Source organism: Bradyrhizobium sp. JR4.1 (genome assembly GCF_040548605.1).
Classification (GTDB): Bacteria; Pseudomonadota; Alphaproteobacteria; order Rhizobiales; family Xanthobacteraceae; genus Bradyrhizobium; species Bradyrhizobium canariense.
Window position 1 is genome coordinate 131350 of the sequence record NZ_JBEPRY010000013.1, and the last position, 19820, is coordinate 151169.

Here is a 19820-nt window from a genome sequence, read left to right on the forward strand (position 1 = left end):
GATGAAAAAGCCAGCCATCCTTTTGACCTCCCTCGTTACGTCCTTTGCCGCCGCGCTGCCGGCAACGCCTGCGCTCGCCAACGATTTTCCGTCAGCGATTTCGGTGAGCGGCGAAGCCACCATCTCCGCCGCGCCTGATCTGGCGCAGATCGACGCCGGCGTCGCCAACGACGCCAAATCCGCGAAGGAAGCCTCCGACGCCAACAACGCCGCGATGGGCAAGGTGCTGCTGGCGCTGAAGGGCGCAGGCATTGACGAGAAGGATTACCAGACCTCGCGGCTGTCGCTGCAGCCGCAATACGGCCAGAACAAATCCACCGGCGCCTCGCCCGTAGTCGGCTTCCGCGCCTCAAACCGCGTCACCGTGAAGATCCGCGACGTGACCAAGGTCGCCGCCATCATCGACACACTGGTCGGCGCCGGCGCCAACGATATCGGCAACATCTCTTTCGAGGTGACGCAGGCCTCAAAACTGCTCGACGATGCCCGCGAGAAGGCTGTCGCAGACGCCCGCCGCAAAGCGGAGATCTACGCCAAGGCCACTGGCGTCGCGCTCGGCGCGCCGCTGAGTGTGTCCGAAGGCGGCGCTCCGATGCCGCTGTTCAAGGGACGCATGGCCGCAGCGCCGATGGCCGCAGGCGGCGCGGCCGTTGCGCCCGGCGAGGAAACGCTGGCGGTGACGGTGAATGTGAGCTGGGCGATCAAGCAGGGGCAGTGAGGCCGCAAGAGGCACGCTGCGGCGCCAATTTCAGGCGTCGTCCTGGCGAAAGCCAGGACCCATTACCCCAGGGCGTGGTTATAGCGCGAAGCAGCTAACCCGACTGTTCGCCAAACTACTCCCTGTGGTAATGGGTCCTGGATCAGCGCTCGCTCCGCTCGCTTGTCCAGGACGACGGGTTGTTTGCTTGATGGAGTCAGATCTCCACCACCTGCCCGGGCTTCATCGCCACGAACCGCTCCTGCGGAACCTTCGCGGCGTCGAGCGCCTCGACCAAGGCCTGCGCCGGCGCATCGATTGCTTCATCGGTCAGCTGAAACGTGCCGTGGTGATGCCCGAGCGCGGCTTGCGCGCCGCAATCCGCCAGCGCCTTCACCGCGTCTTCCGGGTTCATGTGCTGATCGCGCATGAACCAGCGCGGCTCGTAGGCGCCGATCGGGAGGATCGCCAGACGGAGCGGCCCGTGCTTGTCGGCGACGCGGCGGAAATGCCCGCCATCGCCATAGCCGGAATCGCAGACGACGTAGATTTTCCCCGCAGGCGTCTCCAGCACGAAACTCGCCCACAGCGCCTTGTTGCGATCGAACATGCCGCGCGCCGACCAGTGCCGGGTCGGCACCAGCGTCACGGCGATGCCGCCGCCGAGCTCGACGCGATCGTGCCAGTCGAACGCTTCCACCTTGATCGTCGCATCGGTGCTGCGCATCGTGACGTCGTTGCCGAGCGGGGTCACCACACGCGGGGCGAAATTCTTGGCGAGCCGCGACAACGTCGCCATGTCGAGATGATCGTAATGGCCGTGCGAGACCAGCACGGCATCGATTTTCGGCAGCTTGTCGAAGGCAATGCCGGGATCGTTGTGCCGCTTCGGCCCGGCAAAGCTGACGGGCGAGACCCGCGAGGACCAGACCGGATCGACGAGAATGTTGAGGCCGCCGGTCTGGATCAGCCAGCTGGCGTGGCCGACGAAGGAGAGCCGCACCTTGTCGCCCTCGACGCGCGCCGGCGGGGTATCGGCAAGGGGGCTCGGCGCCCAATCCGGCCAGGTCGCGCGCTGCCGCTTGCCGCCGAACTGCCAGCGCAGGACCTCACGAAGCGATCGTGGCGGCGCGCCGTCCGGATCGAAGAAGGTCAGTCCGTCGAAATGGTCGGAGACCGGGCCGTCATAGGTTTTCATGCGGGACATCCAAAGGGAGGGCACGCCGACCAATGCGCTGGCCCCGGCGAGCAGTCCGAAAAGGCGGCGGCGGGTGATCGGCACGGATTTGGCTTCAGGGATGGTCGGAGCGGCAGGACATCACCGCTATATGGGCGGGGTCTGCGGAAAAGGAACCCGCCGCAGGAAAGTTCATCTTTTCAAGGCTTTGCCTTCCAAAGCGGCCTCGGCCACCCTAACTTTCCTTGACTTTCGGGCAGCCGCGGCGTTTAACCCCGGCACTTCTCGGAAAGACTTTCTTTTCGACCCGCCCACTGGCCCCAGAGGCCAGAGGCCAACGCCCGACAGCGCTGTGCGCCCTCGGGCGTGAAGGTGTTTGGATTTCTGCTCCCTCGCCCCGCTCTTGCAGGGGGAGGTTAAAGAGGACAACGGCATTGTTCGACAATCTGTCGGAACGGCTTGGCGGCATTCTCGATCGTCTGACGGGGCGCGGTGCGCTGACCGAAAAGGACGTCGACGCCGCGATGCGCGAGGTGCGCCGCGCGCTGCTGGAAGCCGACGTCGCCCTCGAAGTGGTGCGCAGCTTCACCGAGCGGGTCCGCGAGCAGGCCATCGGCGCCACCGTCGTCAAATCGGTGACGCCAGGCCAGATGGTGGTCAAGATCGTCCATGACGAGCTGATCAACACGCTCGGCGCCGAAAGCCAGACCATCGACATCAATTCCGTGCCGCCGGTGCCGATCATGATGGTCGGCCTGCAAGGCTCCGGCAAGACCACCACCACCGCAAAGCTCGCCCGTCGCATGGTCCAGCGCGACAAGCGCAAGGTGCTGATGGCGTCGCTCGACATCTACCGTCCTGCGGCGATGGAGCAGCTGGCCGTCCTGGGCCGCGATCTCGACATTCCGACACTGCCGATCGTCGCCGGCCAGCAGCCGGCCCAGATTGCGAAGCGCGCGCTCGAGGCCGGCAAGCTCGGCGGCTACGACGTCGTGCTGCTCGACACCGCCGGCCGCACCACGCTCGACGAAGAGATGATGGCGGAAGCAGCAGCGATCAAAGCCGCCGCCAATCCGCATGAAGTGCTGCTAGTGGCGGACAGCCTCACCGGCCAGGACGCCGTCAACCTCGCCCGCGCCTTCGACGAGCGCGTCGGCCTCACCGGCATCGTGCTGACACGAGTCGATGGCGACGGCCGCGGCGGCGCCGCGTTGTCGATGCGCGCGGTCACCGGCAAGCCGATCAAGCTGCTCGGCACCGGTGAAAAGACCGATGCGCTGGAGGATTTCCATCCCGACCGTATCGCCGGCCGCATCCTCGGCATGGGCGACGTGGTGTCGCTGGTCGAACGCGCTGCGGCCAATATCGACGCGGAAAAGGCTGCGCGCACCGCCGAGCGGATGCGCAAGGGTCAGTTCGACCTCAACGACATGCGCGAGCAGCTGTCGCAGATGGCGAACATGGGCGGCATCAGCGGCCTGATGGGCATGATGCCCGGCATCGCCAAGATGAAGAACCAGATCGCGGCCGCCGGCATCGACGACAAGATCTTGAAGCGCCAGGTCGCGGTGATCGATTCCATGACGCGCGACGAGCGCCGTCATCCCGATCTGCTCAAGGCCAGCCGCAAGAAGCGTATCGCCGCAGGTTCCGGCCAGAGCGTCGAGCAGGTCAACAAGCTGCTGAAGATGCACCGGAACATGGCCGACATGATGAAGGCCATGGGCTCCGGCAAGCGCGGTCCGCTCGCGGGCATCGCCCAGGCGATGGGTTTTGGCGGCGGCATGAAGCCGCCTTCGCCGGAAGAGATGAAGGCGCTGCAGGAGAAGATGCAGGGTGGCGGCGGACAAGGTCTGCCCAGCCTGCCGAAGGATTTGCCGCCCGGGCTGCGCCAGGGTCTGCCGAACGTTCCGGGCCTGACCGGGCTGAGCGGCAAGCCGATGCTGCCGGGCCTCGGCGGTTTCCCGGGCAAGAAGAAATGAGGAATTCGTCGCGGGAGATCGCAACGGTCTCGCGCAACGCGGAATACCAATCAACCGAACAAAACGTACTTTGAAGGAGAACTTAGATGTCCGTCGTTATCCGTCTCGCCCGCGCAGGCACCAAGAAGCGCCCCGTCTATCACGTCGTCGTCGCCGATTCGCGCTTTCCCCGCGACGGTCGCTTCATCGAGCGTCTCGGCTATTTCAACCCGCTGCTGCCGAAGGACAACGAGACCCGTCTGAAGCTCGACATGGACAAGGTGAAGGCCTGGCTCGCCAAGGGCGCGCAGCCGTCGGACCGCGTGTCCCGCTTCCTCGACGCCGCCGGCGTCAAGAAGCGCGAAGTGCGCAACAATCCCGAGAAGGCCGTGCCGCGCAAGGAGCGCAAGGCGCAGGCCGAAGCCGCCGCGAAGGGTTAAGGCCAGATCATGCCGGCGCTGGTCTGCGTCGCGCGGATCGGCGCCGCGCATGGTGTGCGCGGCGCGGTCAAACTGTGGACCTTTACCGAGGATCCATTTGCCGTGCGGAGCTACGGCCTGCTCTCGTCCAAGGATGGCAAGCGCCAGTTCGAGGTCGCAACGGCGCGCGCGGCCAAGGATCATCTGGTTGCGACGTTCAAGGGCGTCACGACCCGCGATGAGGCCGAGCGCCTCAACGGCATCGAGCTCTACGTCGCGCGCGAAAAGCTGCCCGCGACGGACGAGGGCGAATATTACCACACCGATCTGATCGGGCTCGCCGCCGTCACCACGGCCGGCGATGCGCTCGGCCGCGTGCTCGCGATCCACAATTTCGGCGCCGGCGACATCATCGAGATCGCGCCGCCCACGGGGACCACGATGCTGCTGCCGTTCACGGACGCGGTGGTGCCGGAGGTCGATCTCACAGGGGGCCGCGTCGTGATCGCGCTGCCGCAGGAAATCGAAAGTGATGACGAGGCGTCGCCGTCATGACATGACGGTGACAGGCCGTGGATCAGCCTCACAAAATAGAGACTTGCGTTTGCTGTCCGGCTCGTTCACGTTTGGGTTGCATCCCCCCTCGACGATTCCTGAACATCCGGAGATACAAATGTTGCAGCGCTGTCTCTTGGCAACGATCGGCCTGCTTGCGTCTGTCAGCGTGCTCGCGGCCCAAACGGCGCCGAGCCAGCCGCCTGCCGAGGCATCCACGGAAGCGCCCGAGCAGCAAGAGCCGCGGACGGGCGATCGCTGGACCTTCGAATTTCGCGACGAGATCACGGGCGAGCTGAAATCGACGGTCACCCAAACCATAACCGATGTATCCCCCGCCGAAATCGGCATCCGCCTGACTTTTCTCGGAAAGCCGGGCCTCGGATTCCAGACCTTCGATCATTCGTGGAATGTCGTCGACAATGGTACGTGGAAATTTACCCCAAACGACGGCTCAGGCATCAAGGCCCCACTTCAGGTCGGCAAGTCCTGGACAGCCAGTTCGAGTGATTTCAATAGCAGCAACGGCGCCAGTCTGAAGCGCTCCGTCAAATCAAAAATTACCGGTCAGGAAAGCATCACGACACGCGCCGGCACGTTCGAGACGTACAAGATTGAGACGTCGCTCGAAATGCGAAACGCAAATGATCCGACCAAGAAGTTTCAGACCGAGCAGCAGACGTGGTACGCGCCGGCAATCGATCATTGGGTGAAGCGCACTTGGGTCAACAAGTCGGCCGGCAAGGTCAGCGACAAGGGCTCTCTCGAGTTGATCGAATATGGCCGCCGCTAGTCGCTGGTCGGCGGATTCCGATCGTTATGGATCTTGCTGGAGGCACTTGATGTTTCGTCGCGCCACTGCGGCGATGATTTGCCTGCTCGCCGGCGTCCCCGCGGCACAAGCCGCCGAGAGAGACGCGCTGCCTGCTGCTTCAAGTGGGGTCGAAACAAAGTCGCCCACTTCAATGGAAGAGCCGATCCCGGGTGATTTCTGGACGTACGAGGTGCGAGACGAAATCGGCGGAAGCACTGAAGTCCGCAAATCGATCGTCACCCAAGTAAACCCCGGCGAGATCCGCGTTGATATCACCGGAGGCAAAAGCGGCGATCGGCTCAACGTCTATGACCGGTCATGGAACCTGAAGAGCACAGGCCCATGGAAATACCAGCCGATTGACGGCTCGGGAATTCGCGCGCCATTGAAGGTTGGCGCCGCCTGGAGCGTCACCGCAGACGACGTCAACTCGCAAAACGGCAACATCTTCAGACGATCCGTCAATGCAAAAGTCGTCGGCCAGGAAACCATCACAACCAAGGCCGGCAGGTTCGACACATTCAAGATCGAAACGGTCGTCTCCAGGCACTCGACCAACGACCCATCCAAGAAGGGAGAGATCGCGGCGCAGACTTGGTACGCACCGGCGATCGATCACTGGGTCAAGCGTAGCTTCGTGGTGCGGGCAGATAATCATGTGGTGAACAGCAGCACGAGCGAACTCGTCGAATACGGTCGCAAGAAATAGGGCTGCGCGCTGCGATGACCTGATGGCGAAGTCCGCCGTTCATTGAGCCCTCGACCCGCTGCCCGCAATGCCCTAACCAGCGGCCATGACGACTTCCACACCCTGGCGCGCGACGGTGCTGACGCTGTTTCCGGAGATGTTTCCGGGGCCGCTGGGCGTGAGCCTGGCCGGCCGGGCGCTGGCTGGCGGGCTCTGGGAACTGGAGGCGCGGGACATCCGGGCCTCGGCTACCGACCGCCATCGCAGCGTCGATGACACCCCGGCCGGCGGCGGACCGGGCATGGTGCTTCGGGCCGATGTTCTGGCGGCCGCGATCGATGCCGCCGGGATCGGCCCGGACCGGCCGAAATTGCTGATGAGCCCGAGAGGTCGGCCATTGACCCAGGCCCGCGTCCTCGAACTGGCCAAGGGTCCGGGTCCCCTGATCGTCTGCGGGCGGTTCGAGGGGGTGGACCAGCGCGTGATCGACGGGCGGGGCCTGGAGGAGGTCTCGATCGGGGATTACGTCCTCTCCGGCGGTGAAATCGCGGCCCTGGCCCTGATCGACGCCTGTGTTCGGCTGCTGCCGGGCGTGATGGGCAAGGAAGCCTCGGGAACCGAGGAAAGCTTCTCCGACGGCCTGCTCGAATACCCCCAATACACCCGGCCGCAGCTGTTCGAGGGAACCCCGATCCCGGAGATCCTGACCTCGGGCGACCATGCCAAGGTCGCGAGCTGGCGGCGGGCGGAATCCGAGGCCCTGACGGCGGCCCGGCGACCGGATTTGTGGGCCCGGATCCCGAGCAAAGTCCCGAATCGGGTCGGACGCCAAAAAACGCCAAAAAACAAGACAGACGGGTGACAAACGCTCCGGCTTGCCTTATAGCAGCGGCCACATCCGCAATGGCTGGATAAACGAATTTCGCGCAGCCCCCGTTTTCCAAGGCTGGGCGCGCCGATGGAGATTTACCCATGAACCTGATCCAACAGCTCGAAAAAGAGCAATTCGACAAGCTCTCCGCCAACAAGGAGATCCCGGAGTTCGGCCCCGGCGATACCGTGATCGTCAACGTGAAGGTCGTCGAAGGCGACCGCACCCGCGTGCAGGCCTATGAAGGCGTTTGCATCGGCCGTTCCGGCGGCGGTCTCAACGAGAGCTTCACGGTGCGCAAGATTTCGTACGGCGAAGGCGTGGAGCGCGTGTTCCCGGTGATGTCGCCGATGATCGACTCGATCAAGGTGGTGCGCCGCGGCAAGGTGCGTCGCGCCAAGCTCTATTATCTCCGCAACCTTCGCGGCAAGTCGGCCCGCATCGTCGAGAAGAAGCAGGACCGCCCGGCTGCTGCCGTCAACGAGTAAGCTCCGCTTACATGCGAGTTTCCAAAAGCGCGGGGCGCCAAGCCCCGCGCTTTTTTGTTGCGTCAGCCGTGCGCGTCAAAGCCCTCGCGATTCCAGTTCGGCCTGCTATATATTCTTGGAATGTTTCCAGATTTGACCAGCCTCTCGCCCGTCAAGCGCGTCGTCATCGACGATCGCTCGCGGCTGCCCGGCCGGTTCTTCGGACGCTTCGCGACCTCGGCAACGTCAGAGCTTACGCGCGCAGCCTAAAAGCTGCGCTGACGATTTCGTTGCCCCGCGCGCCAGCCGCGCAACCCGCTCTACACAACATTCCTGGAGCTGACGCTCATGCCCAAGCCGACCACATTGTACGACAAGATCTGGAACGACCATCTGGTGCACGAAGCCGAGGACGGCACCTGCCTGCTCTATATCGATCGCCATCTGGTGCACGAGGTCACTTCACCGCAAGCGTTCGAAGGCCTGCGCGCCACCGGCCGCAAGGTCCACGCGCCCGAGAAGACGCTGGCCGTCGTCGATCACAACGTGCCGACCACCGACCGCACCAAGCCGAACCCCGATCCTGAAAGCATCGAGCAGATCAAGGCACTGGCCGACAACGCCAGGGAATTCGGCATCGAATATTACGACGAGTTCGACAAGCGTCAGGGCGTCGTCCACGTCATCGGCCCCGAGCAGGGCTTCACGCTGCCCGGCACCACCATCGTCTGCGGAGACAGCCACACCTCGACGCATGGTGCGTTCGGCGCGCTCGCGCACGGCATCGGCACGTCGGAAGTCGAACACGTGCTGGCGACGCAGACGCTGATCCAGAAGAAGGCGAAGAACATGCGCGTCACCGTCGACGGCAAATTGCCGGACGGTGTGACGGGCAAGGACATCATCCTCGCGATCATCGGCGAGATCGGCACCGCGGGCGGCACCGGCTACGTGCTCGAATACGCCGGCGACGCGATCCGTGCGCTCAGCATGGAAGGCCGCATGACGGTCTGCAACATGTCGATCGAAGGTGGCGCGCGCGCCGGCCTCGTCGCGCCCGACCAGAAGGCGTTCGACTTCTTGCGCGGCCGCCCGAAGGCACCGAAGGGCGCCGACTGGGATGCGGCGATGCGCTACTGGGAGCGCTTGCGCTCCGACGAGGGCGCGCATTTCGACCACGAGCTGCGGCTCGATGCAGCGAAGCTGCCGCCGATCGTGACCTGGGGCACTTCGCCTGAGGACGTCATCTCGGTCACCGGCAGCGTGCCCGATCCCGACAAGATCGCGGACGAGGCCAAGCGCCTGTCGAAGCACCGCGCGCTGAAATATATGGGCCTGACCGCGGGGACGAAGATCACCGACATCAAGCTCGACCGCATCTTCATCGGCTCCTGCACCAACGGCCGGATCGAGGATCTGCGCGCCGCCGCCAAGATCGCGGAAGGCAAGCAGGTCGCGGGCGGCGTCAACGCCATGGTCGTGCCGGGCTCCGGCCTCGTGAAGGAGCAGGCCGAGGCTGAAGGTCTGGACAAGATCTTCATCAACGCCGGCTTCGAATGGCGCGAGCCCGGTTGCTCGATGTGCCTCGCGATGAACCCCGACAAGCTGGCTCCGGAAGAGCGCTGCGCCTCGACCTCGAACCGCAACTTCGAGGGCCGCCAGGGCTTCAAGGGCCGCACCCATCTGGTGTCGCCGGCGATGGCGGCGGCCGCGGCGATCGCGGGTCACTTCGTCGACATCAGGGAGTGGCGGTAAGCTGCTCGCTTTAATTTGAGCGATTGCGGCAAACCGCCGTTAATCGGTAGCGCCGACAGTGTGTCCTCGCGAGGGTTTCGCGAGGACACGAGCTCATGGCCAGCAAGCCTGAATATGTCGATCTGATCAGCGCGGCGACGCCCCAGCATCGGCGGCGCGCGGCACCGCTGCGCATGGTCGCCAAGCCCGAGGTCGAGGAGACCTCGAAGCTCAGCCGCTGGCCGCCGGCGATGTTCAAGCAATGGAAGATCGAGAACCTGACGCGATGGACGTCGGCGTCGTGGAAACTGAAGGATTGGCTTTAAGCCACCGGATGAACAAAGGGCGCCGTCGAGGCGCCCTTTTCATTTCGATCGTGCTTACCAATAGCGGTACGGATGGTGCCAGCGATGCCAGCGGCAGACGCGGCGCGGGCCGTAATAGGTCCAGATGACCCGGCATCGGCGCGGATGGCTGTAATAGGGATAGTAGCCGCCGTAATAGCGCCGATGAAAATGGCGATAGCCGTAATGCGGGCGATAGATGCCGTAGCGGTGGAATCCGCCTCCGCCATAGTGGCGAACTCCGCCGTAGCGATAGCCGCCGCCATGAAACGCGGGCGCGGCGCGGAAGCCACCAGCATGGAAACCACCGCCGCGGAAGCCACCGATATGTCCTCCGCCACCGTGGAAGCCGCCTCCACCGTGGAAACCGCCGCCGCCATGAAAGCCGCCGCCACCATGCCCACCGCCGCCACCGCCGCCGTGGCGAACCGGGATCACATCGTCACTTGCGGCCTTCGCCACAGGCAACGCCGTCGGATTGATTGGAGTCATCGCCTCAGCACGACGCGTCGTTCCGGCCGACAGCATCAGCGTCGCGGCGGCCGCAATGCCGAGCAAGCGCATCGGGCTTGCCCTGAGACCCAATATTCTCAGCATCGACTTCTCCCTGAATCTGGACAGCGGAGTTGCGACGCTCGCTCCCGGCGTGCATCATCCCTGTTCATTGGCGGTCGCTCCCAAGATTAAATTAGGGACAGCGACGTGAATGCCTCATGAATGAACGACGGGCGCAGCATCGCGCCGCGAGGTCACCGCCACGGCCCGAAGCCGAGCACGAACGGTGCGGGCACGCCGTAGGGATAAGGACGGTAGTAGACCGGCCGCGCGTAGTAATGCGGATCACGACGCGGGGCGTATCGCACGACGTCGGACCGCACATGTCGGCGCCCGTCGAACACCGCGCGCCCGGCCGACGCATCGGGCAGCTTCGTCACCCTGTGCGCAGCGGACGCGTGAGACAGGCCTGCGGCAAGCCCGACGCCAACCGCCAATGCGAACCATCTCGTCATGACGACCTCCGCCTCAGCGCGCGACGGGCACGGCGTTCGTATCAGCCCCGGCGCCAGTAGCAGCTCATATGCGGCACGATCACCGTGCCGCTGGGGCGAAATTCCTGCACATAGGTGGCGTTGCACTCGCGGACCGCATCGGGACCGGGATTGTAACGGGGATAGACGCCATCCGGACTGTAATAGGGCGTGACGCGCAGGCGCGCCGGGGGCCGCTTGCGCGGCGGCGGCAGATCGTCTCGGGAGGCCGCCTGGGCCAGCCTGATCCCGGGAGCCGCGGTCTGGGCCTCCGCGCCAACGCAAAACTGCGAAAACAACCCCATGCACAGTAGCGTCAGCGCTGTTTTCGCTCGCATTTTTCCGCCCACTTGAACGTCCACTCGAGGCCCTACGCTCCCCGTTTTGACGGCGCCCGTCAACCTCGCCGCGCTTATAAAGCCGGATGCGTCGCCGCGAAACCCACGCTATGAGAAGCCCATGTGGACGGAATTGAAAGCGCCCTCGCTGGCCGAGATGGAAGCCATGGCGCATGAAGTCTTCGAACGCCTGCCGGCGGAGTTTCGTAGGCTGTGCGAGGGCGTGATCATCCGCGTCGACGACTTCCCCACCGAGGAAGTCCTGGACGAGATGGCATGCGAGAGCGAGTTCGACCTGCTCGGCCTGTTCCAGGGCGTCGGCCTGCCGCAGCAGAGTTTTGGCGACGTGGCGCGGCTGCCCAACATGGTGTGGCTCTACCGCCGGCCGATCCTGGATTACTGGGCCGAGCACGACGAAAGCCTCGGCCATATCGTTCGCCACGTCCTGATCCACGAGATCGGCCATCATTTCGGCCTGTCGGACGACGATATGGCCGCGATCGAGGCTCAAGAGCCCGGTTAGGCAGACGAGATCTGCCGAATTCGGCCTAGGATTTCCGCCCCGATCGCGATAAATACCGGTTCCCTAGACCACCCCGGGAAAGCGCAACCATGGACAAGTTCACCACGCTGGAAGGCGTCGCGGCGCCGCTGAAGATCATCAATGTCGATACCGACATGATCATTCCGAAGCAGTACCTCAAGACCATCAAGCGCACCGGCCTTGGCAAGGGGCTCTTCTCCGAGCAGCGCTACAAGGACGACGGCAGCGAGAATCCCGATTTCGTCCTCAACCAGCCCGCCTATCGCAATGCGAAGGTGCTGGTCGCCGGCGACAATTTCGGCTGCGGCTCGAGCCGCGAGCATGCGCCCTGGGCGCTGCTCGACTTCGGCATCCGCTGCGTGATCTCGACCTCGTTCGGCGACATCTTCTACAACAACTGCTTCAAGAACGGCATTCTGCCGATCCGCGTGGCCCAGGAAGACCTCGACAAGCTGTTCGACGACGCCGAGCGCGGCGCCAACGCGACGTTGACGATCGATCTGCCGAACCAGGAGATTCGCGGCCCCGACGGCGGCATGGTCAAGTTCGAGATCGACCCGTTCCGCAAGCACTGCCTGATCAACGGCCTCGACGACATCGGCCTGACGATGGAGAAGAAGGCCTCGATCGATACCTATGAGGAGAAGCTCAAGCGCGAACGCGCCTGGGCCTGATCTCAAGTTTTTGTTTGAGCCCCGGTGCTGACAGCGCCGGGGCTTTTTCTTTGCCAGCGTTGTCCTCTATAGCTTGCGCCCATGTTGCCTGACATCGTCACCTTCTGGCACGGCCCAATGGACGCCCTGCGCCAGACCTGTCTGCGCTCGCAGCTGGCTGCCGGCCACAAGGTCACGGTCTACAGTTTCGACACCATTCCCGGCCTGCCCGCAGGCGTCGGCAACGCGGACGCCGAGGCGATCCTGCCGCATGCGTTCTCCGAACGATTGCGACCGCCGCAGCCGGACGGCAGCTGGCGCGACTGGACCACGCTTCAGTTCAGCGACTTCTTCCGCATGAAGCTGATGGCGAAGGGCCTCGGCCTCTGGCTCGACGCCGACGTGCTGCTGCTGAGGCCCGTCGAGATCGATCCGGCAAAGCCCTACTTCGCGTGGGAGCGTCCGCGCCAGCTCGGCAATTCCGTGATTTACCTTCCGCCCCGGCACGGCATCGTTGCCGCCTTCGAAGAGCTGATGGAGCAGGAGGAGCTGACGCCGAACTGGCTGTCGATACGCCATCGCGTCACGTTTGCGATGCGCCGCCTGCGCGGCGGCTCGAACCGCCTCTCCGATATCCGTGTTGCGATCTTCGGCCCGGCGGCACTCACCGCGCTCGCGCGCCGCACCGGCGAGCTGCACTGCGCCTTGCCGAAGCAATCGTTCTACGCCGTGCATGCCGAGCCAAAACTATTCTTCGATCCCTCGAGCTATCTCGGCCTCGTCACCGACCGCGAGATCATCGGCCTGCACATCTCGCCCAAGGGAAGGGGTGGTGAGAAGCCGATTCCGGGTAGTCTTTATGCATGGGCGACGGAGCGGTTCGGCTAACGCCTGATGGGATGAGACTCGCCCGGCGCCGCGACGGCGGTGCGTTCCCTCCCCCCTTGTGGGGGAGGGCTAGGGAGAGGGGTGGCCCAGGAAGAGGTGCTGGGTATTGGCGATGCATCGGGTGTCGATACTCGACCGAAAGAGTCCCCGTGTGGCACCCCCCTCCCTGCCCCTCCCCCACAAGGGGGGAGGGAACGGAAAGAGCATCGCTGTTTCCTGAACTCGATTCGAGTTGGGCCGATGTGCTTTAGGGGCACGGGATCAGTTTCACCGACACATCCAATTTGATCCAGCGCAACGCGCACCTGCACCATTGTGCCTAGTCTCGCTCCAATTCCGCCGTTCCAATGGAGCTTCGCATGAGCACCGCAACCAGGCCTTATCCCATTGTCCAGGACCTCATCGAATCCTTTGCAAGCTGGCTGAAGCATCGCCGCGAGCTGAACGAGATCCGGCAGCTCGACCGCGCTGATTTCGATCGCATCGCGCAAGATCTGCGGATCGCGCCTGACGGCCTCGAAGAGCTGGTCCGCCATGGCCGGCACTCCGCCGACGAGCTGCCGAAGATGCTCGAGCAGCTCGGCATCAGCGCCGAAGGGCTCGGCCGCGCGCATCCGCTGCTGCTGCGCGACATGGAGCGGGTGTGCGCGCTTTGCAGCCACAAGGGCCAGTGCGATCGCGAGCTGGCCGACGGTACCGCCGTGGAGAACTACCACGGCTTCTGCGCCAATGCCTCGACACTGGAGTCGCTCGACCGGGCCGATCACTCGCATCGCTGAGGCATTGCTCTTATCAAGGGATTAGTTTAGCGGCCGGATGTCCCGCCGGTGCTAGATCACGCCCGTTCGGGCACAAGCCTCGCGCCGGGCAAATCCTTTGACGAGCCTTCTGCAAGCACGATAGCGCTCTTCCATGCCCGTCCCACTGACATTGCTTGGCGGGCTAGGTTCGGCCGCGCTTTCCTTTTTGGCAGCATGAGGCTGCGAGGTTTTCTCGCGCTTGCTTGAAGGCTCAACATCCTCTGGCACCGGCACGAGCTTCCAGACAGGGCGGAGCTCTATGTTCGCCGTCTCAGTTGGATTTTCCTTGTTGACGGACGACAGCGCAAGGACGTTCTTGTCCATCCTGACGGTGACAGGTGTTCCGCTGATGGAAAATTTGTCGTTCACAATGTATTCGGAAAACGATCGATACCCCGCCTGATCCTTCACCCACGATGCCTTTGTCGGCGGCCCCCAAAGGTAGTGTCCCTTGGCTAATCCGGTGGCAGAGACCTCCGTAACGATCAGCATGGCATACCGCCCTTTGCCATTCGTCCATCCACGCTTGTTGGACCACACGCCGACAAATCTGGAATTGGCATTGAGCGGATCATTCTGATCAGGCGAGATAGCGAAGCTTGGCAGTTTGAGTTGCTGAGCTGCCGCGATGGCTGCAACTTTCTGATTATCTTCGGGCGCAAATAGATTTCGGACGACGGTTTTTGCGTCCGGTTTCGGAGGGGCAGCTGGAGATGAGAGCACCGCAACTTCGTTGGCCTTGAAATTCTTGACCCGCTGGCGCGCTTCTGCGACGTGACTGCTGCGGGGATACCTGGCCAGAAACTCCTCGTAGAGGCCTGCCACCGTGGACATCTGGATAGCCAGCCAAAACTTCTCGTCTTCCGCGGCATCTGCGGGCACGGGAGCCGACGCGACTGGCGTTTGAGCGCTCGCCACAGGAACTCTCAGGTAAATCTCTTCCTTCGACAAAGAGCCATACACGAAAGGCTGCTGCTCGCGTCTGGTGGCCGCCATCACGTCGTCACGAACACGACGAAACAGAAACGATATCTCCAGCCCCGGCGTTTCAATGTGGCGAAGGAGCGATGCCGTGAATGGGCTGTTCCGGCCATCCCCGTCACTTGCCGTAGTACCGTCCCGGGCGGCGTATGCAATCAGAACGTTATCGGAAGGCTCCGTCGGAGCGAGCCCGCGAGCCACGGCCCGGGTGCTCAGCGAGCGCCTCATCTTTGCGGCAAAAGGATTGTTGCGGCATGCGTCCAGTATCACAAGGCCCAACTTTCGTGCCTTCGAAACCTGAAGGCTCACCGAGCGCAGGCTGATGGCCTCGCTTTCGATGTCGGTATCGCTGCGCAGCTCTGCGCCAACCGGAATCAGCCAATTCTCGCCGCTGACCTCCATGCCGTGTCCGGCATAGAAAACGACCGCAAGGTCTGCTCCCTCGGCAGAGCGGCCGAACTCGACGACGGCCTTCCTCATCTCTTGCGCCGTCGCGTTCTTGACCTGGGTGACTTTGAAATCAAGCCGCTCCAGCGCGCGACCAACGTCTGCCGCATCGCGCGTCGGGTTCGGCAATTCGGGCACTTTCTCATAGGCACCGTTTCCGATGACGAGCGCCACCCGGGCCTGCTGCGCAAGCGCCGGCGAGACCAACGAGAGTGAAGTGGCGACGACGGCAGCTAGCCAAAGAACGCGCATCAAATGCTTGCCCGGATCAAAATGTCGGGCGCGAAGGTAGCATTGTTCTTCACCGCCGCAACGGGAAAAGGCAGAATCGCGGGCGCTCGATCGTGCTGCGATCGCGCCACGGTGACGCGCGCTTACACGATCCAGTCTGGCGCGTGAGGCAGCTCGTCGCTCTCAGCCGTATCGTGATTGATCCAGATTTCGGCATTCTCGGAGCGAAGCAGCTCGACCACTTTGGCCATGGATGCGACCGTTGCCTGCGGGTCGGCATTGAAGGACGGCACGCGCATGTGCCGGAGGTTCTCGCGATTGTGCGCGACGTCGCCGCTCAGCAGCACAGCGCCGCGCCGCGGTAGCCTCACCATGAGCGAGCAATGCCCGAGGGTATGGCCCGGCGTGAAGATCATGCGCACAGCGCCGTCGCCAAATACGTCGTGGTCACCATCGACGATCTCGTACGGCCGCTCCTTCAACGATTTGTAGTGCTGTAGCGAATAGCCGAATTCTTCAGGCTCCGGTCCGAACATGGCCTCGAATTCAGCCCGCTGGGCGATCCATCTTGCATTCTCGAACAGATCGACATTTCCAATATGATCGAAATGCGCGTGGGAAAGCAGGATCGTGCCGATGTCGCGGGGCCGCACCCCGATTTCGTCCAGTTGGTCCGCGATGGGACGACGCACGACGCCGCGTATGCCATGGACAATGATGCGTCCTTCCGGATGCTTCGCTAGCGCATCCTCGATGCCCGTATCCCAGATCAGCCATTCGCCACGATGACTGACGAGATAGGCATTGCAGCTCAGCGTCATGGGTATCCCGACATTGATGCCCGGAGAATAGATCGAACCGTCCGAGACCTGCGCAATGCCGCCGTCGAGGATGTAGAGTCTGTCAACCGTCGCCATTAGGGAACTCATCAAGCCGCCGATTCAATCCGGCGCTTCGCCTCGCGCATGTCGCGCCCAGGCGGCATGCCGAACAGCCGGGAATATTCTCGCGTGAACTGCGTGATGCTTTCGTAGCCGACCTGATGAGCAGCGGTCGCGATCTGCGCACCGTCGGCCAGCATCGCGCGACGGGCTTCGATCAGGCGAAGCTGTTTCTGAAACTGTAGCGGGGTCAGCGAAGTGACGCTCCGGAAGTGCGCGTGAAATGCCGACGGGCTCATCGCCGCGGCCTTGGCCAATCGATCGACGCGCAACGGCTTGGCATAGCCGGCACGAATGAGCGCAACCGCGCGGCCGATCCGCTGTGCATGGCTATCGGCAATTCCGAGCGCCCTGATGGCCCCGCCGTGGCGGCCGGCCAGCAGCCAATAATGCAGCTCTCGCATCAAATGGCCGCGCAGGATCGGCAAGGCCGAGGGACGGTCGATCAGGCGCAGCAGCCGGAGCGCTGCGTCCGCGAGTTCCTGCTCTGTCGGTTCGACCCGCAGCGGCTGCGACGGAATGAACGGGAGCGACCCCATCTCGACCACCAGCCCCTCAATGATGGTGGGGTCGAGCTCGACGACGAGCGAAAGATAGGGCGTGGCCGCCGTCGCGCGCGTGATCTGGCTGACCGTCGGCACATCACTCGCAATCAACAAGGAAGCGCCTGCGCCGAAGTCGAAGGACGTCCGGCCGGTCGCCACACGTTTGGCGCCTTGCAAGACGAGCGCGACCAGAGGCCTGGAGATCGCGTACAGGAGCGCACTCGGCGCGGTCTCGCGGATGATCGAGACGCCGGCGAAGGGCGTGGAGGCGACGCCCCTGTCGTCGGCGTGAGCCGCGGAATAACGACTGGCGATCTGGAGCAGCGTTTCGGTCACGCGCCAATTTTAGGCCGAGCCCGGCGCGCAAGCAATCGGCGCCGGCCGTTCAGGCAGAAAATCAGGAGTTTTGGGCAAGTCCGCCGTCGCCGCATCCCGGAGTGTTGGGCAAGGCACTCCGAGGATCCGGCAACACCGGACGATCGATCGCGGGCAAACGGAGATCACCGCAACGCTTCGAGGAATTTCCGATGCCCACCATTTCTCTCGTCACCGGGGCCAGTCGCGGCCTTGGCCGCAACACCGCCATCGCCATCGCACGTCACGGCGGCGATGTGATCGTGACCTATCGCAACGGGGCCGCCGCAGCACGCGAAGTCGTCGCCGAGATTGAATCGCTGGGGCGCAAGGCCATCGCGCTGGAGCTTGATGTCACCGCGGTGTCGAGCTTTCCCACGTTCTTCACAAAAGTTCGATCCGCGTTGGCGGAGCATTGGCGCGCCGAGAGATTCGATCACCTCGTCAACAATGCCGGTCAGGGCGAGATGGCCGCGATCGCGGAGACGACGGAGCAACAATTCGACGCCCTGTTCGCCACGCACGTCAAAGGACCATTCTTCCTGACGCAGGCCTTGCTACCCTTGCTCGCCGACAAGGGCCGGATCATCAACTTCTCCAGCGGGCTGACGCGCGTGTCCTTCCCCGGCTTCTCGGCCTACGCGGCTGCGAAGGGCGCCATCGAGGTTCTGACCGTCTACATGGCCAAGGAATTTGGTGGACGCGGCATCACGGCCAACATCGTCGCGCCGGGCGCAATCGAAACCGATTTTCTCGGCGGCGCGGTTCGGGACATGCCGGATTTGAACAACCAATTTGCGCAGATGACCGCACTGGGCCGCGTCGGTCTGCCCGACGATATCGGACCGATGGTCGCGAGCCTGCTCGGTCCCGACAATCGTTGGGTCACGGCGCAGCGGATCGAGGTGTCCGGCGGCCAGACGATCTGAGCGAGGCGCGATTGGGTTACGAAGCGGGCGCGTCCCCGGCGCGCCCGCTGTGGCCCGCAGCATCGCCTTTTGATTCCCACACGGCTACTGCGCAATGCGTCAACGCTGGAGTCGCTCGATCGCGCGGATCACGCGCGTCGCTAAGAGGCGCGACAATCCTTATCATGGATTTTCTACAGACGTTTGTCGGGCCCTGAGCGACACGGCAGGACTTCCCTGATATGATTTGGCCACCATCAGGGCGCTTTGCGAAATGGCCAAGAAAAAATCAGCCGCTTCACTCAGATACGTGGTCAAATATGAGCTTGGCGGCTCTCCGCATTACGGCGCAATCCAGATCAAGGATGGCGATCGCCTAAACCTCGAAACGCCGCACGGATCAAGGACTGCGACCTTGAATCCAAAATCCGATTTCCACTCGCTCACCATGATCCTGCTTTTGGAGCTTGGTGCGAAGCTCGTTTCGATCGACACTCATTCGAGTTAGGTCCGACTACACTTTGCGCCTCGGATCTAGCCCTTCCCCATCGCCGCAATCGCGTCCGCGATCTCGATCGTGCGCCGCGCCATGTCGGCGTGCAGGCGCTCCACCATGGCGCCGTCGAGACGGATCGCGCCGCGCGAGACGTTCTCCGGCAATTCGAACGCCGCGATGATCTTTCGCGCGCGCGCGACTTCCTCTTCGGGCGGGGTGAAGATCGCGTTGCAGGCTTCGATCTGCGAGGGGTGAATCAGGGTCTTGCCGTCGAAACCGAGATCGCGCGCTTGCGCGCATTCGGTGGCGAAACCGTCGGAATTGGCGATGTCGCTGTAGGGGCCATCGAGGATTTCGAGGCCATGGGCGCGCGTCGCCAGGATGCAATGGGTGATCATCGGGATCATCGCGGCGCGGCCCGGCAGCATCTTGATGCGCGTCTCGCGCGAGATGTCGTTCGGGCCGAACACGAAGCCTGACAGGCGCCGCGCTGGATCGCGCCCCGCGGCCGCCAGTCCCTCCGCATGCAGCACGGCGCGTGCGGTCTCGATCATGGCCCACACCTTTACGGTCGGCGCCGCGCCGAGTTCGGCGAGACGACGGCCGATCGTGTCGAGGTCCTCGACGCTTGAAACTTTTGGAACCAGGATGCCGTCCGGCGAGGCCTTGGCGGCCATCGCGAAATCGTCGCTCCACCAGGGCGTGTCGAGGCCGTTGGTGCGGATCAGGATCTCGCGCTTGCCAAACCCTTTGGCCGCGACCGCGGCAGCGATGCCGTCGCGCGCCACCGCCTTGGCGTCGGGCGCGACGGAATCTTCCAGATCGAGGATCAGGCCGTCGGCGGCGAGATTGCGCGCCTTTTCCAGCGCGCGGGGGTTGGAGCCGGGCATGAACAGATGGCTGCGGCGCGGGCGGGTCATGCAAGCGTTCCTTCCGTTT

The 19820-nt window shown here is 63.6% G+C and carries 24 protein-coding genes; 16 read left to right on the plus strand and 8 right to left on the minus strand.

The annotated features are described in order from the left end of the window. The first annotated feature begins 1 nt into the window (after position 1). Entirely contained in the window at positions 2-718 is a 717-nt protein-coding gene (locus ABIB90_RS24260) for an SIMPL domain-containing protein (protein WP_354201520.1), read from the plus strand. Positions 719-914: 196 nt separating this feature from the next. Here ABIB90_RS24260 and ABIB90_RS24265 read toward each other — a convergent pair whose 3' ends face one another. Beyond that, a complete protein-coding gene (locus ABIB90_RS24265; RefSeq protein ID WP_354201521.1) occupies positions 915-1979 on the minus strand; it encodes an MBL fold metallo-hydrolase in 1065 nt (354 codons plus the stop codon). A gap of 329 nt (positions 1980-2308) precedes the next feature. Between ABIB90_RS24265 and ffh the strand changes: the two genes are divergently transcribed. The 9 genes from ffh to ABIB90_RS24310 all read left to right on the plus strand — a co-directional run bounded on the left by ffh (position 2309) and on the right by ABIB90_RS24310 (position 9709). Then, on the plus strand, positions 2309-3856 hold the full coding sequence (gene ffh, locus ABIB90_RS24270; protein ID WP_027514978.1) for a signal recognition particle protein: 1548 nt from the start codon (positions 2309-2311) through the stop codon (positions 3854-3856). An 86-nt stretch (positions 3857-3942) separates the two neighbouring features. Then, on the plus strand, positions 3943-4275 hold the full coding sequence (rpsP, locus tag ABIB90_RS24275) for a 30S ribosomal protein S16 (protein ID WP_007598827.1): 333 nt from the start codon (positions 3943-3945) through the stop codon (positions 4273-4275). A 9-nt stretch (positions 4276-4284) separates the two neighbouring features. Beyond that, positions 4285-4809, plus strand: a complete 525-nt coding sequence (rimM, locus tag ABIB90_RS24280; RefSeq protein WP_354201522.1) for a ribosome maturation factor RimM — start codon at positions 4285-4287, stop codon at positions 4807-4809. Positions 4810-4852: 43 nt separating this feature from the next. Further along, complete coding sequence (locus tag ABIB90_RS24285; RefSeq protein ID WP_354201523.1) at positions 4853-5602, plus strand: TapB family protein; 750 nt, start codon at positions 4853-4855, stop codon at positions 5600-5602. 49 nt (positions 5603-5651) lie between these two features. Next, the gene (locus ABIB90_RS24290; protein ID WP_354201524.1) at positions 5652-6332 is read left to right on the plus strand and encodes a TapB family protein; all 681 of its coding nucleotides are present in this window, start codon (positions 5652-5654) and stop codon (positions 6330-6332) included. 85 nt (positions 6333-6417) lie between these two features. Then, positions 6418-7173 carry a tRNA (guanosine(37)-N1)-methyltransferase TrmD gene (gene trmD, locus ABIB90_RS24295; RefSeq protein WP_354201525.1) on the plus strand — a complete coding sequence of 252 codons (756 nt, stop codon included), beginning with the start codon at positions 6418-6420 and terminating at the stop codon, positions 7171-7173. 110 nt (positions 7174-7283) lie between these two features. Further along, entirely contained in the window at positions 7284-7670 is a 387-nt protein-coding gene (gene rplS / locus ABIB90_RS24300) for a 50S ribosomal protein L19 (protein ID WP_007598824.1), read from the plus strand. A 327-nt stretch (positions 7671-7997) separates the two neighbouring features. Beyond that, positions 7998-9404, plus strand: coding sequence for a 3-isopropylmalate dehydratase large subunit (gene leuC / locus ABIB90_RS24305; protein WP_007598823.1), 1407 nt, complete (start codon positions 7998-8000; stop codon positions 9402-9404). A gap of 95 nt (positions 9405-9499) precedes the next feature. After that, positions 9500-9709 (plus strand): hypothetical protein, encoded by a 210-nt coding sequence (locus ABIB90_RS24310; RefSeq protein WP_007598821.1) that lies wholly within the window; start codon positions 9500-9502, stop codon positions 9707-9709. Positions 9710-9763: 54 nt separating this feature from the next. Here the strand turns inward: ABIB90_RS24310 and ABIB90_RS24315 are convergent, their stop codons facing one another. From ABIB90_RS24315 to ABIB90_RS24325, 3 genes are all read right to left on the minus strand, one after another. Continuing rightward, complete coding sequence (locus ABIB90_RS24315; RefSeq protein WP_219681829.1) at positions 9764-10324, minus strand: hypothetical protein; 561 nt, start codon at positions 10322-10324, stop codon at positions 9764-9766. A 152-nt stretch (positions 10325-10476) separates the two neighbouring features. Next, positions 10477-10737 (minus strand): hypothetical protein, encoded by a 261-nt coding sequence (locus ABIB90_RS24320; RefSeq protein ID WP_007598817.1) that lies wholly within the window; start codon positions 10735-10737, stop codon positions 10477-10479. 41 nt (positions 10738-10778) lie between these two features. Beyond that, positions 10779-11060, minus strand: coding sequence for a hypothetical protein (locus tag ABIB90_RS24325; protein ID WP_035993898.1), 282 nt, complete (start codon positions 11058-11060; stop codon positions 10779-10781). Between the two features lie 154 nt (positions 11061-11214). On the opposite strand from ABIB90_RS24325, the gene ABIB90_RS24330 reads away from it, so the two are divergent. The 4 genes from ABIB90_RS24330 (at position 11215) to ABIB90_RS24345 (ending at position 13957) form a co-directional block, all read left to right on the plus strand. Further along, positions 11215-11616 (plus strand): metallopeptidase family protein, encoded by a 402-nt coding sequence (locus tag ABIB90_RS24330; RefSeq protein WP_007598813.1) that lies wholly within the window; start codon positions 11215-11217, stop codon positions 11614-11616. An 89-nt stretch (positions 11617-11705) separates the two neighbouring features. Continuing rightward, positions 11706-12311, plus strand: coding sequence for a 3-isopropylmalate dehydratase small subunit (leuD, locus tag ABIB90_RS24335; RefSeq protein ID WP_007598811.1), 606 nt, complete (start codon positions 11706-11708; stop codon positions 12309-12311). Between the two features lie 81 nt (positions 12312-12392). Further along, positions 12393-13178 carry a glycosyltransferase family 32 protein gene (locus ABIB90_RS24340; RefSeq protein ID WP_007598809.1) on the plus strand — a complete coding sequence of 262 codons (786 nt, stop codon included), beginning with the start codon at positions 12393-12395 and terminating at the stop codon, positions 13176-13178. Between the two features lie 359 nt (positions 13179-13537). Then, positions 13538-13957 (plus strand): hypothetical protein, encoded by a 420-nt coding sequence (locus ABIB90_RS24345; protein ID WP_354201526.1) that lies wholly within the window; start codon positions 13538-13540, stop codon positions 13955-13957. Between the two features lie 51 nt (positions 13958-14008). Here the strand turns inward: ABIB90_RS24345 and ABIB90_RS24350 are convergent, their stop codons facing one another. From ABIB90_RS24350 to ABIB90_RS24360, 3 genes are all read right to left on the minus strand, one after another. Continuing rightward, a complete protein-coding gene (locus ABIB90_RS24350; protein WP_354201527.1) occupies positions 14009-15658 on the minus strand; it encodes a caspase family protein in 1650 nt (549 codons plus the stop codon). Positions 15659-15780: 122 nt separating this feature from the next. After that, complete coding sequence (locus ABIB90_RS24355) at positions 15781-16554, minus strand: N-acyl homoserine lactonase family protein (protein ID WP_354201528.1); 774 nt, start codon at positions 16552-16554, stop codon at positions 15781-15783. A gap of 11 nt (positions 16555-16565) precedes the next feature. After that, positions 16566-17459 (minus strand): AraC family transcriptional regulator, encoded by an 894-nt coding sequence (locus ABIB90_RS24360; protein ID WP_354128855.1) that lies wholly within the window; start codon positions 17457-17459, stop codon positions 16566-16568. A gap of 191 nt (positions 17460-17650) precedes the next feature. Between ABIB90_RS24360 and ABIB90_RS24365 the strand changes: the two genes are divergently transcribed. Beyond that, a complete protein-coding gene (locus tag ABIB90_RS24365) occupies positions 17651-18406 on the plus strand; it encodes an SDR family oxidoreductase (RefSeq protein ID WP_354201529.1) in 756 nt (251 codons plus the stop codon). 253 nt (positions 18407-18659) lie between these two features. Beyond that, the gene (locus tag ABIB90_RS24370) at positions 18660-18893 is read left to right on the plus strand and encodes a hypothetical protein (protein WP_354201530.1); all 234 of its coding nucleotides are present in this window, start codon (positions 18660-18662) and stop codon (positions 18891-18893) included. Positions 18894-18919: 26 nt separating this feature from the next. Here the strand turns inward: ABIB90_RS24370 and ABIB90_RS24375 are convergent, their stop codons facing one another. Continuing rightward, positions 18920-19801, minus strand: a complete 882-nt coding sequence (locus tag ABIB90_RS24375) for an HpcH/HpaI aldolase/citrate lyase family protein (protein ID WP_354201531.1) — start codon at positions 19799-19801, stop codon at positions 18920-18922. Positions 19802-19820 lie beyond the last annotated feature (19 nt).

Bases quoted from the DNA above. Each gene is read 5' to 3' on its own strand.
- ABIB90_RS24325 (WP_035993898.1), bottom strand. From the start codon at position 11,060: ATGGGGTTGTTTTCGCAGTTTTGCGTTGGCGCGGAGGCCCAGACCGCG.
- trmD (WP_354201525.1), top strand. From the start codon at position 6,418: ATGACGACTTCCACACCCTGGCGCGCGACGGTGCTGACGCTGTTTCCG.
- ABIB90_RS24355 (WP_354201528.1), bottom strand. From the start codon at position 16,554: ATGGCGACGGTTGACAGACTCTACATCCTCGACGGCGGCATTGCGCAG.
- ABIB90_RS24315 (WP_219681829.1), bottom strand. From the start codon at position 10,324: ATGCTGAGAATATTGGGTCTCAGGGCAAGCCCGATGCGCTTGCTCGGC.
- ABIB90_RS24350 (WP_354201527.1), bottom strand. From the start codon at position 15,658: ATGCGCGTTCTTTGGCTAGCTGCCGTCGTCGCCACTTCACTCTCGTTG.
- ABIB90_RS24330 (WP_007598813.1), top strand. From the start codon at position 11,215: ATGTGGACGGAATTGAAAGCGCCCTCGCTGGCCGAGATGGAAGCCATG.
- rpsP (WP_007598827.1), top strand. From the start codon at position 3,943: ATGTCCGTCGTTATCCGTCTCGCCCGCGCAGGCACCAAGAAGCGCCCC.
- ABIB90_RS24345 (WP_354201526.1), top strand. From the start codon at position 13,538: ATGAGCACCGCAACCAGGCCTTATCCCATTGTCCAGGACCTCATCGAA.
- ABIB90_RS24370 (WP_354201530.1), top strand. From the start codon at position 18,660: ATGGCCAAGAAAAAATCAGCCGCTTCACTCAGATACGTGGTCAAATAT.
- ABIB90_RS24310 (WP_007598821.1), top strand. From the start codon at position 9,500: ATGGCCAGCAAGCCTGAATATGTCGATCTGATCAGCGCGGCGACGCCC.
- leuC (WP_007598823.1), top strand. From the start codon at position 7,998: ATGCCCAAGCCGACCACATTGTACGACAAGATCTGGAACGACCATCTG.
- ABIB90_RS24320 (WP_007598817.1), bottom strand. From the start codon at position 10,737: ATGACGAGATGGTTCGCATTGGCGGTTGGCGTCGGGCTTGCCGCAGGC.
- rimM (WP_354201522.1), top strand. From the start codon at position 4,285: ATGCCGGCGCTGGTCTGCGTCGCGCGGATCGGCGCCGCGCATGGTGTG.
- ABIB90_RS24340 (WP_007598809.1), top strand. From the start codon at position 12,393: ATGTTGCCTGACATCGTCACCTTCTGGCACGGCCCAATGGACGCCCTG.
- leuD (WP_007598811.1), top strand. From the start codon at position 11,706: ATGGACAAGTTCACCACGCTGGAAGGCGTCGCGGCGCCGCTGAAGATC.
- ABIB90_RS24375 (WP_354201531.1), bottom strand. From the start codon at position 19,801: ATGACCCGCCCGCGCCGCAGCCATCTGTTCATGCCCGGCTCCAACCCC.
- ABIB90_RS24290 (WP_354201524.1), top strand. From the start codon at position 5,652: ATGTTTCGTCGCGCCACTGCGGCGATGATTTGCCTGCTCGCCGGCGTC.
- ABIB90_RS24365 (WP_354201529.1), top strand. From the start codon at position 17,651: ATGCCCACCATTTCTCTCGTCACCGGGGCCAGTCGCGGCCTTGGCCGC.
- rplS (WP_007598824.1), top strand. From the start codon at position 7,284: ATGAACCTGATCCAACAGCTCGAAAAAGAGCAATTCGACAAGCTCTCC.
- ABIB90_RS24260 (WP_354201520.1), top strand. From the start codon at position 2: ATGAAAAAGCCAGCCATCCTTTTGACCTCCCTCGTTACGTCCTTTGCC.